Consider the following 14,253-nt stretch of genomic DNA (forward strand, 5'->3'; position numbering starts at 1 on the left):
CGTGGGAGGCAGCGGAGTCCTTCTGCACACCCGATGTGGCACGCTCCGGCCGTGCTGACTTCCCGCGCTGCCCGGGCCGGTGCCGCCGTCGCGCTGGCCGTCGTCGCACTGAGCGGGTGCCGGTCCGCGCCCGACGTCGCCGCCTACGTCGGTGACGAGCGGATCACCGTGGACGAGCTCCGGGCGCAGGTCGACGCCCGGCTGACCGACCCCGGGATCGCCGCCGCCGTCGAGGGGCGCGAGGAGGACCTCACCGCCCAGGTGCTCGGCCTGCTCGTCGAGGCCGAGGTGCACGACGCCGCGGCGCAGCGCTACGACGTGCAGGTCACCGACGCCGAGGTGACCCGCCGGATCGAGGAGCTGCTGGGCGCGGACGACCCCGAGGCGGTGTACGGCCGGCTCGCCGAGCAGGGGATCGCCCCGGTCGACGTCCGCGAGAGCGTGCGCCAGCAGCTCGTGCGCCAGGAGATCGCGACCGACGAGGGCGGGGCGGAGCCGCTGGACGAGGCGGCTCTGCGCGCCCGCTACGAGGAGGTCCGCGAGGGGCTGGGCCAGGTCGAGTACGGCTACGTCACGGTGCCCGACCAGGCCACGGCCGACGCGGTGGTCGCCGAGCTCGCCGCCGCCCCTGCGAGCTACCCCGAGGTGGCCGCGCGGTTCCCCGGCCAGTTCACGCTGCCGGAGCTCGACCGGCGTGCACCCGGAGAGCTGCCGGGCGCGCTGGCCGGCCCGCTCGCCGCCGCGGCCCCGGGGACGGCGGTCGCCGTGCCGGTGCCCGAGGCCGGCGGGATCGTCGTCGCTTTCCGCGCCGGGACGGCGTACCCGTCGTTCGAGGAGCTCCGGCCGCAGCTGGTGGAGGAGGCCGGGGAGCAGGTGGAGGCTGCGGCCCAGCCGCTGCTCGAGGAGGTGCGGGCCGACCTCGACGTCACGGTCAACCCGCGCTACGGCGTGTACGAGGACGGGCGGCTGCTGCCGGCCGGGGTCGGCGTCGTCGACATCCTCGGCGACGAGACCACCCCCGCCGAGTAGCCGCCGGCGCCACCTCCCGGAGACTGGGCGGGTGCCCGTCGCCCTGGTCGTCACCGTCAACCCCCGGCTCCCCGCCCTGCTGGGCGCAGAGGGCTGGAGGGCGGTGACCGGAGGCCGCGCGGTCGTCGCTCTGCCGGGCGCCGGGGCCGGGGCGGCGATGCTGCGAGCGGCCGGCGTCGAGGTCGGGGAGCTGCCCGGGGCGGCGGCTGCGGCAGCCCGCGAGGACGACGTCGTCTGCCTGGCGTCCCCGGACGAGGCGACCGCCTTCCCCGGCGTGCCGGCGGTGGCCGGGGCGCCGGAGCCACCCGGCGCGCGGCTGCTCGACGTCGTCCGGGTCATGGACCGGCTCCGCTCGCCCGGCGGGTGCCCCTGGGACGCCGAGCAGACCCACGCCTCGCTGCGCGGCTACCTGCTCGAGGAGGCGCACGAGGCCTACGACGCGATCGTCGACGACGACCCGGTGGCGATGCGCGAGGAGCTCGGCGACGTCCTGCTCCAGGTGGTGTTCCACGCCCGCGTCGCCGCCGAGGCGGCGGACGGTCGGCGCTTCGACGTCGACGACGTCGCCGGCGACCTGGTGGAGAAGCTGGTCCGCCGCCACCCGCACGTCTTCGGAAACGCGGGACCGCGGGACGTCGCGCAGGTCGAGGCGGGGTGGGAGGAGATCAAGAAGGCGGAGAAGCAGCGCCGATCGCCGACCGAGGGCGTCTCCCGCTCGCAGCCCGCCGCCTCGTGGGGGGCGGCCCTGGTGCGCCGGGCCGGCCGGGCCGGGCTGCCGACCCCCGAGCCCGCCGAGCTGGCCGACGCGAGCCCCGAGGCGCTCGGTGAGCGGCTGCTGGCCGTCGTGGCCGCCGCCGAGGCGCGCGGGTGGGACGTGGAGGACGCCCTCCGGGAGGCGGTGCGCCGCTACGCCGGGGAGCTCGACGCCGCCGCCGGGCACCGACCCGACGGGGGGACCTCGGCCTGACGGGCGGGTCCCGGCTCACTAGCGTGGGCCACCGGCCCACATGCGCTGATCCCGGAGAGGAGCCGGTCCGCTGCCCGCCACGCTGTCCGCCCCCGCCACCGACCCGGTCGGTCCCGACGAGGCCGTCGAAGGTGTCTCCGGCCTGATCCCGTCGGAGCCCTGGCAGGTCGCCCTGGTCCTGCTCGGCGCGGCCCTGGCGGCCTGGCTGCTCGGCGTCCTCATCGGCGTCGTCGTCCGCCGGGTCGGCCGCGCCTCGCCGGTGACCGCAGACCTCTCCCGCCGGGGCCGCACCCCGATGCGCGCGCTCCTCGTGCTCGTGGCGCTGACCGTCGTGCTCGAGGCGGCCGACGACCTGGGGGACTGGACGGAGGTCGTCGTCCACGTGCTGGCCCTGGCGGTGATCGCGACGATCGGCTGGCTGGTCGCCGTGGGCGTCTTCGTCGCGGCCGACGTCTGGCTGGCCCGCTACGACGTCGACGTCGCGGACAACCGGCACGCCCGGCGGGTGCGCACCCAGATCTCCCTGCTCCGCCGGCTCGTCGTCGTCCTCGTCGCCGTGCTCACCCTCGCCGCGATGCTGCTGACCTTCCCGGGCGCCCGCGCCGCCGGCGCCAGCATCCTGGCGAGCGCCGGGGTCATCTCCATCGTCGCGGGCCTGGCCGCGCAGACCTCGCTGGCCAACGTCTTCGCCGGCCTGCAGCTGGCCTTCACCGACGCCATCCGGGTCGACGACGTCGTCGTCGTGGAGGAGGAGTGGGGGCGGATCGAGGAGATCACCCTCACCTACGTCGTCGTGCACCTCTGGGACGACCGGCGCCTGGTGCTGCCGTCGACCTACTTCACCACCACCCCGTTCCAGAACTGGACGCGCAAGGAGTCCGCCGTCCTCGGCGCGGTCGAGCTCGACGTGGACTGGACGACGCCGTTCGACCGGATGCGCGAGGAGCTCGACCGCCTCCTCGCCGGTGACGAGAACTGGGACCAGCGGGTCAAGGTCCTCCAGGTCACCGACGCCGTCGGCGCGCTGGTGCGGGTGCGGGTGCTGGTCAGCGCCCAGGACGCGGGCACGCTCTGGGACCTGCGCTGCACCGTCCGGGAGGGGCTGGTCGGCTGGTTGCAGCGCGAGGCCCCGCACGCGCTGCCCCGGGTCCGCAACGAGGGGGCACCCGGCTACGAGACCGCCGGCCGGCGGGGGCCGCGCCCCGCTCCCGACCCCCGCACCGCACCGCGCCCGGCCCGCCCGGCCGACCGGGCGCCGGCCACCAGCGAGGGGTTGTTCACCGGCAGCCTGGAGGCGCGGCGGCGCTCCCAGGCGTTCACCGGACCGAGCGAGGAGGACCAGGCCGAGCGTGCCCGCCACGACCGTTCGGCCGCCGACGGGGGGACCGCGGAGCAGCAGCCGGCGCCCTGATGCGTGCGGGACGTGGCCGGGTGAGCACCGCGCCGGCCGTCCGGGCTGGTTAGGCTGCCCCCGTGCCGAGCATCGATGCCGTAGGCGCGCGGGAGATCCTCGACTCGCGCGGAAACCCCACCGTGGAGGTCGAGGTCGCCCTCGACGACGGGACGATCGCCCGGGCCGCCGTGCCCAGCGGCGCCTCCACCGGCGCCTTCGAGGCGGTCGAGCTGCGCGACGGCGGTGACCGGTACGGCGGCAAGGGCGTGACCAAGGCCGTCGACGGCGTCCTCGACGTCATCGGCCCCGAGCTGGTCGGCTACGAGGCGACCGAGCAGCGGCTGGTCGACCAGCGCCTGCTCGACCTCGACGGCACGCCCGACAAGTCCCGCCTGGGCGCCAACGCGATCCTCGGCGTGAGCCTCGCCGTCGCGCGCGCCGCCGCGGACTCCACCGGCCTCCCGCTGTTCCGCTACGTCGGCGGCCCCTCGGCGCACCTGCTGCCGGTGCCCATGATGAACATCCTCAACGGTGGCGCCCACGCCGACAGCAACGTCGACGTGCAGGAGTTCATGATCGCCCCCATCGGCGCGGCGACCTTCGCCGAGGCGCTGGCCATGGGCACCGAGACCTACCACGCGCTCAAGGCGGTGCTCAAGGGCCGCGGCCTCTCGACCGGGCTGGGCGACGAGGGCGGCTTCGCCCCGGACCTGCCGAGCAACCGCGACGCGCTCGACCTCATCGCCGAGGCCGTCGACAAGGCCGGATACTCCGTCGGCACCGACATCGCCTTCGCGCTCGACGTCGCCGCCACCGAGTTCCACACCGAGGGCGGCTACGACTTCGAGGGCCAGAGCCGCTCGGCCGAGTACCTCGTCGACTACTACCGCGGCCTGGCCGACGCCTACCCGATCGTCTCCATCGAGGACCCGCTCGACGAGGAGGACTGGGACGGCTGGATCGCCCTGACCGCCGCCCTCGGCGACCGGGTGCAGCTGGTCGGCGACGACCTGTTCGTCACCAACCCGGTCCGCTTGGCCGACGGCATCGCGCGCGGGGCCGCCAACGCCCTGCTGGTCAAGGTGAACCAGATCGGCACGCTGACCGAGACCCTCGATGCGGTCAACCTGGCGCACCGCAACGGCTACCGCTGCATGATGAGCCACCGCTCCGGCGAGACCGAGGACACCACGATCGCCGACCTCGCCGTCGCCACCGACTGCGGGCAGATCAAGACCGGTGCCCCGGCGCGCAGCGAGCGGGTGGCCAAGTACAACCAGCTGCTGCGCATCGAGGAGGAGCTCGACGACGCCGCCCGCTACGCCGGCGCCGCCGCCTTCCCGCGGCTGAACGGCTGAGCGGAGGGCGATGAGCAGCGTCCGCGGCCGGCGGGGCGGCAGCGAGGGGCGGCGCGCGACCGGCCGGGTGCCGCGCGTGCACCACTCGCGACCGGTCCGCACCGGGTTGCGCTCGGGGGCGTCGAGCCGCCCCGCGCAGCGGCGGCCCAACCGCCGCCCGGAGCGCCGCCTGTCCGCGGCCGCCGCGCCGCGGCGGCGCCCGCTGTTCACCGGCCGCGCCGTGGTGCTCGTCGGGCTGGTGCTGCTGCTCGCGCTGACCCTGGCCGGGCCGATCCGGCAGTACCTGGCCGGCCAGGCCGAGCTGGCGCGGCTGGCCGCGGAGGGCCGGCAGCTCGACGAGCGGGTCGCCGCGCTGCAGGGGCAGCTGGAGCTGCAGTCCGACCCGGTCTACGCCCAGCGGCAGGCGCGGGAGCGGCTGTCCTACGTGCTGCCCGGTGACCGGCTGGTGCTCGTCGTCGACGGCGAGGCGGTCGAGGGCGACGCCGGCACGCTGGCGGCGGCCGCCGTCGACCCGGAGCCGCTGCCCTGGTACGAGGGCCTGATGCGGTCGCTGGCCGAGGCCGACGGCGGCCAGGACGACGAAGGGGCGGCGGAGTGATGGAGGACCCTGCCGCCCCCCGGACCTCGCGAGCTCGACCCGGGCCCCCGCCCCGGGGTCGTTCCAGCCCCGTCAGCGAGGAGGACCGGGAGGTCGTCGCCCGGCAGCTCGGCCGCCCGCCCCGCGCGCTGGTCGGCGTCGCGCACCGGTGCCCCTGTGGCCAGCCGGACGTCGTCGAGACCTCGCCGCGGCTCGAGGACGGCACCCCGTTCCCGACGCTGTACTACCTCACCTGCCCGCGGGCCTCGGCCGCCGCGAGCCGGCTGGAGTCGACCGGCCGGATGCGCGAGTGGCAGGAGGAGCTCGCCACCGACCCCGAGCTCGCGGCCGGTTACCGGGCCGCGCACGAGGCCTACCTCGCCGCCCGCGACGCCAAGGACGTGCTGCCCACCCGCAACACCGCCGGCGGCATGCCCGACCGGGTCAAGTGCCTGCACGCGCTGGCCGGCCACGCGCTCGCCGCCGGCCCCGGCGTGAACCCGGTCGGCGACCGCGCGGTCGCCGAGATGGGGGAGTGGTGGGCCAAGGGCCCCTGCGCCCGCCCCGAGGACGACGCGTGAGGCGGGTGGCCGCCATCGACTGCGGCACCAACTCCATCCGGCTGCTCGTCGCCGACGTCCCGCCGCACGGCGGGCACACCGACCTGCTGCGGCGCATGGAGGTGGTGCGGCTCGGCCAGGGCGTCGACGCCACCGGCCGGCTGGCGCCGGAGGCGATCGAGCGCACCCGCGTGGTGCTCGCCGAGTACGCGTCGCAGGCCCGGGAGCTGGGGGCCACCGAGGTCCGGATGGTCGCCACCAGCGCCACCCGGGACGCGGCCAACCGCGCGGACTTCGAGGACATGGTGCGCACCACCCTGGGCCGCGGGGCCGACGTCGTGACCGGCCGGGAGGAGGCGGAGCTCTCCTTCCTCGGCGCGACCGGGTCGGTCGCGGCCGCGGCCGCCGCCCACGGCCTGCGACCGGCGCCCGCTCCCTGGCTGGTCGTCGACATCGGCGGCGGCTCCACGGAGTTCGTGCTCGGGGACGACGAGGGCGTGATCGCGGCCCGCTCGGTCGACATCGGCTGCGTGCGGCTCACCGAGCGGCACCTGCACGACGACCCGCCCACCGCCGAGCAGATCGCCCGCACCGAGCGCGACATCCGCGCCGCACTGGCCCGGGTCACCGAGGAGGTGCCGGTCGGGAAGGCGGCGAGCCTGGTCGGGCTGGCCGGGTCGGTGACCACCGTGGCGGCGCTCGCGCTGGGGCTGCCCGCCTACGACTCGGTGGCGATCCACGGCTCGCGCATCCCGGTGGCCGACGTCCGCCGCGTCTCGGGGCACCTGCTCGCCGCGACGCGGGCGCGCCGCGCCGCCGAGCCGGTGATGCACCCGGGCCGGGTCGACGTGATCGGTGCGGGCGCGCTCATCCTGCGCGTGCTCATGGACGAGTTCGGGCTGGCCGAGGTCAGCGTCAGCGAGCACGACATCCTCGACGGCATCGCCCTGCGCCTCGCCCGCTCGTAGGGGCATAGGACGAGGACCCCGGTGCCCCCCCACGACTCGCAGGCTCGCCGCGGGACCCTGCACCGGGGCCGTTCCATGACGTCCCGGGACGCCGGCGGGTTCCCCGTCACCCGCACCCCGCCCGGCGTGATGCGCAGCGCCCGGGGGGCCCGCGAGCTGCCCGTCCTCGACGAGCGCATCTCCGGCTGCTACGCCTGCCCGCGGCTCGTGGCGTGGCGCGAGGAGGTGGCCCGTGTCAAGCGCGCCTCGTTCCGCGACGAGGAGTACTGGGGGCGTCCGGTGCCGGGCCTCGGCCCGGCCGACGCGCGCATAGCCGTCGTCGGGCTCGCCCCGGCCGCGCACGGCGGCAACCGCACCGGCCGGGTCTTCACCGGCGACCGCAGCGGGGACTGGATCTTCGCCGCGCTGTGGCGAGCCGGGCTGGCCAACCAGCCGACGTCGACGCACATCGGCGACGGGCTCGAGCTCACCGACGTGCGGGTGGCCGCCGCGGTGCGCTGCGCCCCGCCGGCCAACGCGCCCACCCCCGAGGAGCGGGACACCTGCTCGCCGTGGCTGGCCCGCGAGCTGGAGCTGCTCCCCCGGCTGCGGGTGGTCGTGGTGCTGGGTGGCTTCGGCTGGACGGCGCTGTGGCCGGTGCTGGCCGCCGCCGGGTACGCGCTGCCCCGCCCGCGGCCGGCGTTCGGGCACGGCGTCGAGGTGGCGCTGACCGGCCCCCGTGGTCCGCTGACCCTCCTGGGCAGCTACCACGTCAGCCAGCAGAACACCTTCACCGGCAAGCTCACCGAGCCGATGCTGGACGCCGTCCTGACCCGGGCGACGGAGCTCGCCGCCGGCTGACCGGCGGGTGCCCGGGTGCCCGGCCCCGCTACCGTGCCTCCCGCGCCCCCGTAGCCCAACTGGCAGAGGCAGGCCCCTTAAAAGGGTCCCAGTGTCGGTTCGAACCCGACCGGGGGCACGACCGAAGGCCTAGCCGGCCCCGGCCGCCACCGCCCGGCCCATCCGCGTCAGCGCCTCGGTCAGCACGGCGGGTGAGGTGGCGAGGTTGATGCGCACGTGCCCGGCGCCGCCGGTGCCGAAGACGTGGCCCGAGCTCAGCGCCACCCGTGCGTGGTCGAGGAAGAAGCGGGCCGGGCCGTCGAGGTCGCTGACGACGGCGAGGCCGCCTCCGGGTGCCTCCGGTGGGAGCCCGAGCGGGCGGCAGTCCAGCCAGGCCAGGTAGGTGCCCTCCGGGGCGCGCAGGGTCGTCGCCGGCAGGTGCTCGGCCACCAGCTGCTGCAGCAGCCGGCGGTTGTCGTCCAGGGCGGCGAGCAGCGCGTCGAGCCACCCGCCGCCCTCGCGGAACGCCGCGGTGTGGGCGAGGACGCCGAGGTGGCTGGGCCCGTGGCCGACCTCCTCGGGCAGGCGGGCCAGGTCATCGGCCGAGTCCGGCCCGGCGACCACCACGGCCGCCTTGAGCCCGGCGAGGTTCCACGCCTTGGACGCCGAGAGCAGGGCGAAGCCGTCGTCGGCGACGCTCAGCCAGGGCACGAACCGGGCGCCGGGGAGGATGAGCGGCGCGTGGATCTCGTCGGAGACGATCCGCACCCCGTGCCGCCGGGCGAGCGCGGCGACGGCCTCGAGCTCCGCGCGGGTGTGCACGGCGCCGGTGGGGTTGTGCGGGTTGCACAGCAGGAACACCGGGTGGGCGCAGCGGGCGCGGGCCCCGGCGAAGGCCGCCTCCAGCGTCGGCAGGTCCAGCCGGCCGTCCGCGTCCAGCGGCGCCTCCGCCACCGCGCGGCCCGCGTGCTCGACGAAGGCGTAGAAGGGCGCGTACACCGGCGGGGTCACCACCACGACGTCGCCGGGGCCGGTGAGGAGCCGCAGCACCTCCACGATGCCGGTCATCACGTCGGGGACGAGCGCCGTGCGGGCCGGGTCGACGCCGGACCAGCCCCACCGCTCGGCGGCGAAGGCGGCCACCGCCTCGGGGTACTCCTGGCCGGCGGGGTAGCCGGTGTCGCCGGTCTCGACCGCCCGGTGCAGCGCTTCCCGGACGGGCGGTGCGAGGAGCACGTCCATCTCCGCCACCCACAGCGGGAGCACGTCGGCCGGGTAGGTGCGCCACTTGACGCTGGTCCGGCGGCGCAGCTCGTCCAGGGTCACCTGCAGGAACGGGTTCGGCGGCGACCCGTCAGCGGCGGTGCGTGGTGCGTCGGCGGTCATGGGCGGCTCCGATCGGGCGCGGTCGGCCGGCCGCTCGACGGGGGCCGGGCCAGGACAGCATCGGGCAGCCGCCGCGTAGTCCGCTCGGCGAGCACCCGACCGGGCCGGGGCCGGAGCCCGCCGGAAGGCTCCCGCCCGCGCCGGATCCGGCTCGCCCCCGCGGGGGTGATCCGGATTGCCGGCAGCTGTGGAACGCTGTGGGCGTGTCGGGCGTTGACCTGACCGAGTGGAGTGCGTGATCAGGCTCCACGACCGACGAGTCACCTCGAGGAGATGACGATGGCCAGTAGGAACCCGGCGTTCAGCCGTGGGTTCGGCAACGCGGGCCCCGGCCAGCAGTACGCCGGTTGGGGCAACCAGCCCCAGTACGGCGCCCCGCAGTACGGGGCCCCGCAGTACGGCGCCCCCGCACCCCAGCAGGACCCGTACGCCGCGCCGTCCCCGTACGGGACGAGCGAGGCCACGCGCTACATGACGATGGACGACGTCGTCCAGAAGACCGGACTGGCCTTCCTGGTCACCGTCGTCTCCGCCGCGCTGACCTGGGCGCTGCCCGGCGACGCCGCCTGGGGTCTCGCGATCCCGGCCGTGCTCGTCGCGCTGGTGCTCGGCCTGGTGATCGCCTTCAAGCAGATCGCCAACCCGGTCGCCACCCTCGCCTACGGCGCGCTCTACGGCGTCGCGCTGGGTGCGATCAGCGAGGCGTTCAACTCGGTGTACGACGGCATCGTCATGCAGGCGGTGATCGGCACCTTCGGCGTCTTCGCCGGCATGCTGGTCATCTACAAGACCGGTGCCATCCGGGTCACCCCGAAGCTGACCCGCTGGATCGTGGGCGCCCTCATCGGTGTCCTGGTCCTCGTGGTGGTCAACCTGGTCGCCGGGTTCTTCGTCGAGGGCGGGCTTGGCCTGCGCGACGGTGGCCCGCTGGCCATCGTCTTCAGCCTGGTCGTGATCGGTGTGGCGGCGTTCTCGCTGCTGCTCGACTTCGACATGGCCGACGAGGCCATCCGCCGCGGCGCCCCGGCGAAGTTCGCCTGGTACATCGCCTTCGGCCTCCTGGTGACGGTCATCTGGCTGTACCTGGAGATCCTGCGCCTGCTCTCCTACTTCCAGGAGGACTAGTCGCAGCACCCCGGCCCACCGGGTCGGGGTGACGACGACAGCGGCCCGGTTCCCCGTCAGGGGAGCCGGGCCGCTGCCGTCGGCCGACGTGCCGCGCTGGGAACGGACGACGGCCCGGCCCCGTGAGGGGACCGGGCCGCTGTCACGTCTGACCCCGCCGCAGGGACCCGCGCCGAGCGTGCGAGCCAGCGGGGTCCTTCCTCAGGAGAGGCGCTCCAGGACCATCGCCATGCCCATGCCGCCACCGACGCACATGGTCTCCAGGCCGAAGGTCTTGTCCTTCGTCTGCAGGCCGTTGATCAGCGTTCCGGTGATGCGGGCGCCGGTGCTGCCGAAGGGGTGCCCGACGGCGATGGCACCACCGTGCACGTTGAGCTTCTCGATCGGGATGTCCAGGTCGCGGTAGCTCGGGATGACCTGTGCGGCGAAGGCCTCGTTGATCTCGACGAGGTCGATGTCGTCGATCGTCATACCGGCCCGCTTCAGCGCCAGGCGGGAGGCGTCGACGGGGCCGTAGCCCATGATCTCCGGCGAGAGGCCGGTCACGGCGGTGGAGACCACGCGGGCCAGCGGGGTGAGGCCGAGCTCGCGGGCCTTGGTGTCGCTCATGACCACCACGGCCGAGGCGCCGTCGTTCAGCGGGCAGGCGTTGCCCGCGGTGACCCGGCCGTCGGGGCGGAACACGGGCTTGAGGCCGGAGATGCCCTCGAGCGTGGTGCCGGGCCGCGGGCCGTCGTCCTTGGAGACCACGGTGCCGTCGGGGAGGGTGATCGGGGTGATCTCCCGCTCCCAGAAGCCGTTGTTGATCGACTCCTCGGCCAGGTTCTGGCTGCGGACGGCGAACTCGTCCATCTCCTGGCGGGTGACGCCCTTGAGCAGCGCCAGGTTCTCCGCCGTCTGCCCCATGGCGATGTAGACGTCGGGGATGTCGCCGTTCTCGCGCGGGTCGGTCCACGAGTCGGCGCCGCTCTCAGCGGTCTTGGCGACGCGGGCCTCGGCGTCGGCGAAGACCGGGTTGTGCGAGTCGGGAAGCGAGTCGCTGTTGCCCTTCACGAACCGGGAGACGGTCTCCACCCCGGCGGAGATGAAGACGTCACCCTCGCCGGCCTTGATGGCGTGCATGGCCATGCGGGTGGTCTGCAGCGAGGAGGAGCAGTAGCGGGTGATGGTGGCGCCGGGCAGGTGGTCCATGCCCAGCAGCACGCTGACGACGCGGCCCATGTTGTGGCCCTGCTCGCCGCCGGGGAGCCCGCAGCCGAGCATGAGGTCGTCGATGTCGCGCGGGTCGAGGGCGGGCACCTTGTCGAGCGCGGCCCGGATGACCGCGGCGGCGAGGTCGTCGGGCCGCATGTCCTTCAGCGACCCCTTGAACGCGCGCCCGATCGGCGAGCGTGCGGTCGAGACGATGACGGCTTCTGGCATGGGTTCCTCCACGGTGAGGGGGTCCGGGCGCAGGTCGCCGGACGTCGGTCACCTCGGAAACTACCCCCGCGCGGCGGCCGGGTGACCGGCCGCAGGTCAGGAGGACGCCCGTGTGGTACAGGTCACCCCGGGCGGTCGGCGAGCGGGCTGCCCGCCGCGTCGCCGGCGTGCTCGGCCTCCTCGGGGGTGGGCATCTCCGTCGGCCGGCGCCGGCGCAGCAGCGCCCAGGGGCCCCACGGGCCGGTCTCCGACCCGGCCACCTCGGCCGGCTGCACCTCGGTACCGGGCCGGTTGACGGCGCGGGCGGCGGCGCGGGCCACCGGCCGGGCGGTGTCGCGGCGCAGCGTCCGCAGCCCGCGGTCGGCCGCGGCCGGCCAGACGCCCAGGGCGTCGGCGACCGAGGGGAGCAGCACCGCCGCCGCGGCGGCGTAGCCGGCGGCGCTCGGGTGGAACTCGTCGGCGCTGAACATGCTCGAGTCGGAGGCGAAGGCGGGGCCGAGCAGCGAGCCGAGCGAGACCGTGCGCCCGCCGGCCTCCACGACGGCGATCGTCTGCGCCGCGGCCATCTGCCGGCTCCAGCGCCGGGCCAGCGTGCGCAGCGGCTGGGCGATCGGGCGGATGGTGCCCAGGTCGGGGCAGGTGCCGACGACGACCTCGCAGCCGGCCGCGGTGAGCCGGCGGACGGCGTCGGTGAGGTGGCCCACCGAGACCGACGTCGGCGTGCGGGCGGTGACGTCGTTGGCGCCGATCATGATCACCGCGACGGTCGGCCGCTCGGCCAGCGCGCGGTCGACCTGCTCCTCCAGGTTCGCGGCGCGGGCCCCGGACCGGGCCAGCCGCACCAGCCGGACGGGGCGCTCGGCGAGCTCGGCCAGCCCGGCGGCGACGAGCACGCCCGGGGTCTCGGCGGCGCGGTGCACGCCCAGCCCGACGGCGCTGGAGTCGCCCAGGACGGTGAGCACGATGGGCGTGCCGCCACCTCGGCCGTAGACGCCGTCGCCCGACGGGGGGTCCTGCTTCAGGTTGCGGGCCTCGACCTTGCGGCGGGCCGACCGCGCCTCCTCGCGCAGGAGGGCGACGAGAGCGGCCCCGGCGAGACCGACCCCGCCGCCGCCGTAGGCGGCACCGGTCGCCAGCCGTCGGGCCGTGTCCGTGCGGATCATGGTCCCTCCGTCCCTGGTCGATGCCTGCGTCGTCGGGGCACCACCGACGTTATCGGCCCCCTACGGTGCACCTCGTGCCCCCATCCCTCCCTGGTGTGACCTCGTCCCCGGACCCCGACGCGCGGACGCGGCAGATCGTCGACGTCCTCGTCGAGGCCTTCGGTGACCTCATGGACGCCGACGCCCTGGCCTTCCGCACCAAGTTCCGCAAGATGGCCGCCGACCCGTTCGCCTTCTACCGGGGGAGTGCCCCCCTGTTCTACGCGGACATGGCGACGACCGAGGACCGCTGGTGTGACGAGCAGACGTCCCGGGTGTGGATCCACGGTGACCTGCACGCCGAGAACTTCGGCACCTACATGGACGCCAACGGCCGCATCGTCTTCGACGTCAACGACTTCGACGAGGCCTACCTCGGGCACGTCAGCTGGGACCTGCGCCGCTTCGTCGCCAGCTTCGCCCTCATGGCCTGGCGCAAGGCTCTCTCCGACGAGGTGATCAGCGAGCTGCTCGCCGTCTACCTGCACGCCTGGCTCGACCAGGTGGCGGCCTTCGCCCGCTCGGACGCCGACCGCGAGTACGCCCTGCTGGCCGGGAACACCCACGGCGCGGTGCACGACCTGATCCGCCGGACGGCCACCCGCACCCGGCTGGGCCTGCTGCAGCGCATGACGGTGGTGGAGGACGACGAACGCCGCTTCGCCGAGTCCCCGCGCAACCGCCGGCTGGACGACGCCGAGCGGGCGGAGGTGCTCGAGGCGCTGGAGCGGTACAAGGCCACGCTGCCGCCGCGGCCGTGGCGGCGGGAGGTGGCCTACGACGTCAAGGACCTCATCGGCACGGGCGGCTTCGGCATCGGCAGCGCGGGTCTGCCAGCCTACAACGTGCTGCTCGAGGGCTACGACCAGGCGCTCGAGAACGACGTCGTCCTGTCGGTGAAGCAGGGCAACGTGCCGGCTCCCGGCCGCGTCGTCACCGATTCGAGGATCCGGGGCTACTTCGAGCACGAGGGCCACCGGACGGCGGTGAGCCGGCGCGCGCTGCAGTCGCACGCCTCCCAGTTCCTCGGCTACACCGACATCCGCGGCGCCGGTTTCGTCGTCGCCGAGCTCTCGCCCTACGAGCTCGACCTGGAGTGGGAGGACCTCACGGAGCCCGCCGACATCCGCCCGGTGCTGGAGCAGCTCGGGCGGGCGACGGCGAAGCTGCACTGCGTGGGCGACGCCGACAGCGACCACACCCTCGTCCCGTTCCAGACCGAGGAGGCCATCACCGCGATGCTGGACGGCCACGACGAGGAGTTCGTCGCCGACCTGGTCGCGTTCGCGCACGACTACGCGCACCGCACGCAGGAGGACCACCGGCTGTTCGTCAACGCCTTCCGCGCAGGGCGCATCCCCGGCATCAGCTCCAGCGGCTGAAGGACCCCTCGATGGCGAGATCGGCGATCCTGTCCGCTCCACGTCGCTGAAGTGGGCGAGATCGC

Annotated in this window: 13 protein-coding genes and 1 tRNA gene; 11 read left to right on the top strand and 3 right to left on the bottom strand. The window is 75.2% G+C overall.

All coding sequences use genetic code 11. From position 1 onward, the window contains the following. Positions 1-51 precede the first annotated feature (51 nt). From ACI79W_RS08580 to ACI79W_RS08620, 9 genes are all read left to right on the top strand, one after another. The gene (locus ACI79W_RS08580; protein WP_456561653.1) at positions 52-1,029 is read left to right on the top strand and encodes a SurA N-terminal domain-containing protein; all 978 of its coding nucleotides are present in this window, start codon (positions 52-54) and stop codon (positions 1,027-1,029) included. 31 nt (positions 1,030-1,060) lie between these two features. Then, positions 1,061-1,996, top strand: a complete 936-nt coding sequence (locus ACI79W_RS08585; RefSeq protein WP_456561654.1) for a MazG family protein — start codon at positions 1,061-1,063, stop codon at positions 1,994-1,996. 259 nt (positions 1,997-2,255) lie between these two features. Next, positions 2,256-3,407 (top strand): mechanosensitive ion channel family protein, encoded by a 1,152-nt coding sequence (locus ACI79W_RS08590; protein WP_456561655.1) that lies wholly within the window; start codon positions 2,256-2,258, stop codon positions 3,405-3,407. Positions 3,408-3,469: 62 nt separating this feature from the next. Beyond that, a complete protein-coding gene (gene eno, locus ACI79W_RS08595; RefSeq protein WP_456561656.1) occupies positions 3,470-4,747 on the top strand; it encodes a phosphopyruvate hydratase in 1,278 nt (425 codons plus the stop codon). A gap of 10 nt (positions 4,748-4,757) precedes the next feature. After that, positions 4,758-5,345, top strand: a complete 588-nt coding sequence (locus tag ACI79W_RS08600) for a septum formation initiator family protein (RefSeq protein ID WP_456561657.1) — start codon at positions 4,758-4,760, stop codon at positions 5,343-5,345. Beyond that, positions 5,345-5,905, top strand: a complete 561-nt coding sequence (locus ACI79W_RS08605; RefSeq protein WP_456561658.1) for a DUF501 domain-containing protein — start codon at positions 5,345-5,347, stop codon at positions 5,903-5,905. Before ACI79W_RS08600 ends, ACI79W_RS08605 begins: the two co-directional genes overlap by 1 nt. After that, entirely contained in the window at positions 5,902-6,852 is a 951-nt protein-coding gene (locus ACI79W_RS08610) for a Ppx/GppA phosphatase family protein (RefSeq protein WP_456561659.1), read from the top strand. The genes ACI79W_RS08605 and ACI79W_RS08610 overlap by 4 nt, the downstream gene beginning before the upstream one ends. A gap of 75 nt (positions 6,853-6,927) precedes the next feature. Further along, positions 6,928-7,692, top strand: coding sequence for a uracil-DNA glycosylase (locus tag ACI79W_RS08615; RefSeq protein WP_456561660.1), 765 nt, complete (start codon positions 6,928-6,930; stop codon positions 7,690-7,692). A 44-nt stretch (positions 7,693-7,736) separates the two neighbouring features. Then, positions 7,737-7,810: transfer RNA gene (locus tag ACI79W_RS08620), tRNA-Leu, on the top strand. An 11-nt stretch (positions 7,811-7,821) separates the two neighbouring features. Here ACI79W_RS08620 and ACI79W_RS08625 read toward each other — a convergent pair. Then, on the bottom strand, positions 7,822-9,057 hold the full coding sequence (locus ACI79W_RS08625) for a MalY/PatB family protein (RefSeq protein ID WP_456561661.1): 1,236 nt from the start codon (positions 9,055-9,057) through the stop codon (positions 7,822-7,824). Positions 9,058-9,336: 279 nt separating this feature from the next. On the opposite strand from ACI79W_RS08625, the gene ACI79W_RS08630 reads away from it, so the two are divergent. Then, positions 9,337-10,182 carry a Bax inhibitor-1/YccA family membrane protein gene (locus ACI79W_RS08630; RefSeq protein ID WP_456561662.1) on the top strand — a complete coding sequence of 282 codons (846 nt, stop codon included), beginning with the start codon at positions 9,337-9,339 and terminating at the stop codon, positions 10,180-10,182. 201 nt (positions 10,183-10,383) lie between these two features. On the opposite strand, the gene ACI79W_RS08635 is transcribed toward ACI79W_RS08630, so the two are convergent. Both ACI79W_RS08635 and ACI79W_RS08640 read right to left on the bottom strand, forming a co-directional pair. Next, on the bottom strand, positions 10,384-11,604 hold the full coding sequence (locus ACI79W_RS08635) for an acetyl-CoA C-acetyltransferase (RefSeq protein WP_456561663.1): 1,221 nt from the start codon (positions 11,602-11,604) through the stop codon (positions 10,384-10,386). Positions 11,605-11,726: 122 nt separating this feature from the next. Further along, positions 11,727-12,767, bottom strand: a complete 1,041-nt coding sequence (locus ACI79W_RS08640; RefSeq protein ID WP_456561664.1) for an SGNH/GDSL hydrolase family protein — start codon at positions 12,765-12,767, stop codon at positions 11,727-11,729. Positions 12,768-12,862: 95 nt separating this feature from the next. On the opposite strand from ACI79W_RS08640, the gene ACI79W_RS08645 reads away from it, so the two are divergent. Further along, entirely contained in the window at positions 12,863-14,188 is a 1,326-nt protein-coding gene (locus ACI79W_RS08645) for a DUF2252 domain-containing protein (protein WP_456561665.1), read from the top strand. Positions 14,189-14,253 lie beyond the last annotated feature (65 nt).

The organism is Blastococcus sp. SYSU DS0533, from assembly GCF_054050775.1.

Bases quoted from the DNA above. Each gene is read 5' to 3' on its own strand.
- ACI79W_RS08640 (WP_456561664.1), bottom strand. From the start codon at position 12,767: ATGATCCGCACGGACACGGCCCGACGGCTGGCGACCGGTGCCGCCTAC.
- ACI79W_RS08600 (WP_456561657.1), top strand. From the start codon at position 4,758: ATGAGCAGCGTCCGCGGCCGGCGGGGCGGCAGCGAGGGGCGGCGCGCG.
- ACI79W_RS08605 (WP_456561658.1), top strand. From the start codon at position 5,345: ATGGAGGACCCTGCCGCCCCCCGGACCTCGCGAGCTCGACCCGGGCCC.
- ACI79W_RS08635 (WP_456561663.1), bottom strand. From the start codon at position 11,604: ATGCCAGAAGCCGTCATCGTCTCGACCGCACGCTCGCCGATCGGGCGC.
- ACI79W_RS08615 (WP_456561660.1), top strand. From the start codon at position 6,928: ATGACGTCCCGGGACGCCGGCGGGTTCCCCGTCACCCGCACCCCGCCC.
- ACI79W_RS08625 (WP_456561661.1), bottom strand. From the start codon at position 9,057: ATGACCGCCGACGCACCACGCACCGCCGCTGACGGGTCGCCGCCGAAC.
- ACI79W_RS08630 (WP_456561662.1), top strand. From the start codon at position 9,337: ATGGCCAGTAGGAACCCGGCGTTCAGCCGTGGGTTCGGCAACGCGGGC.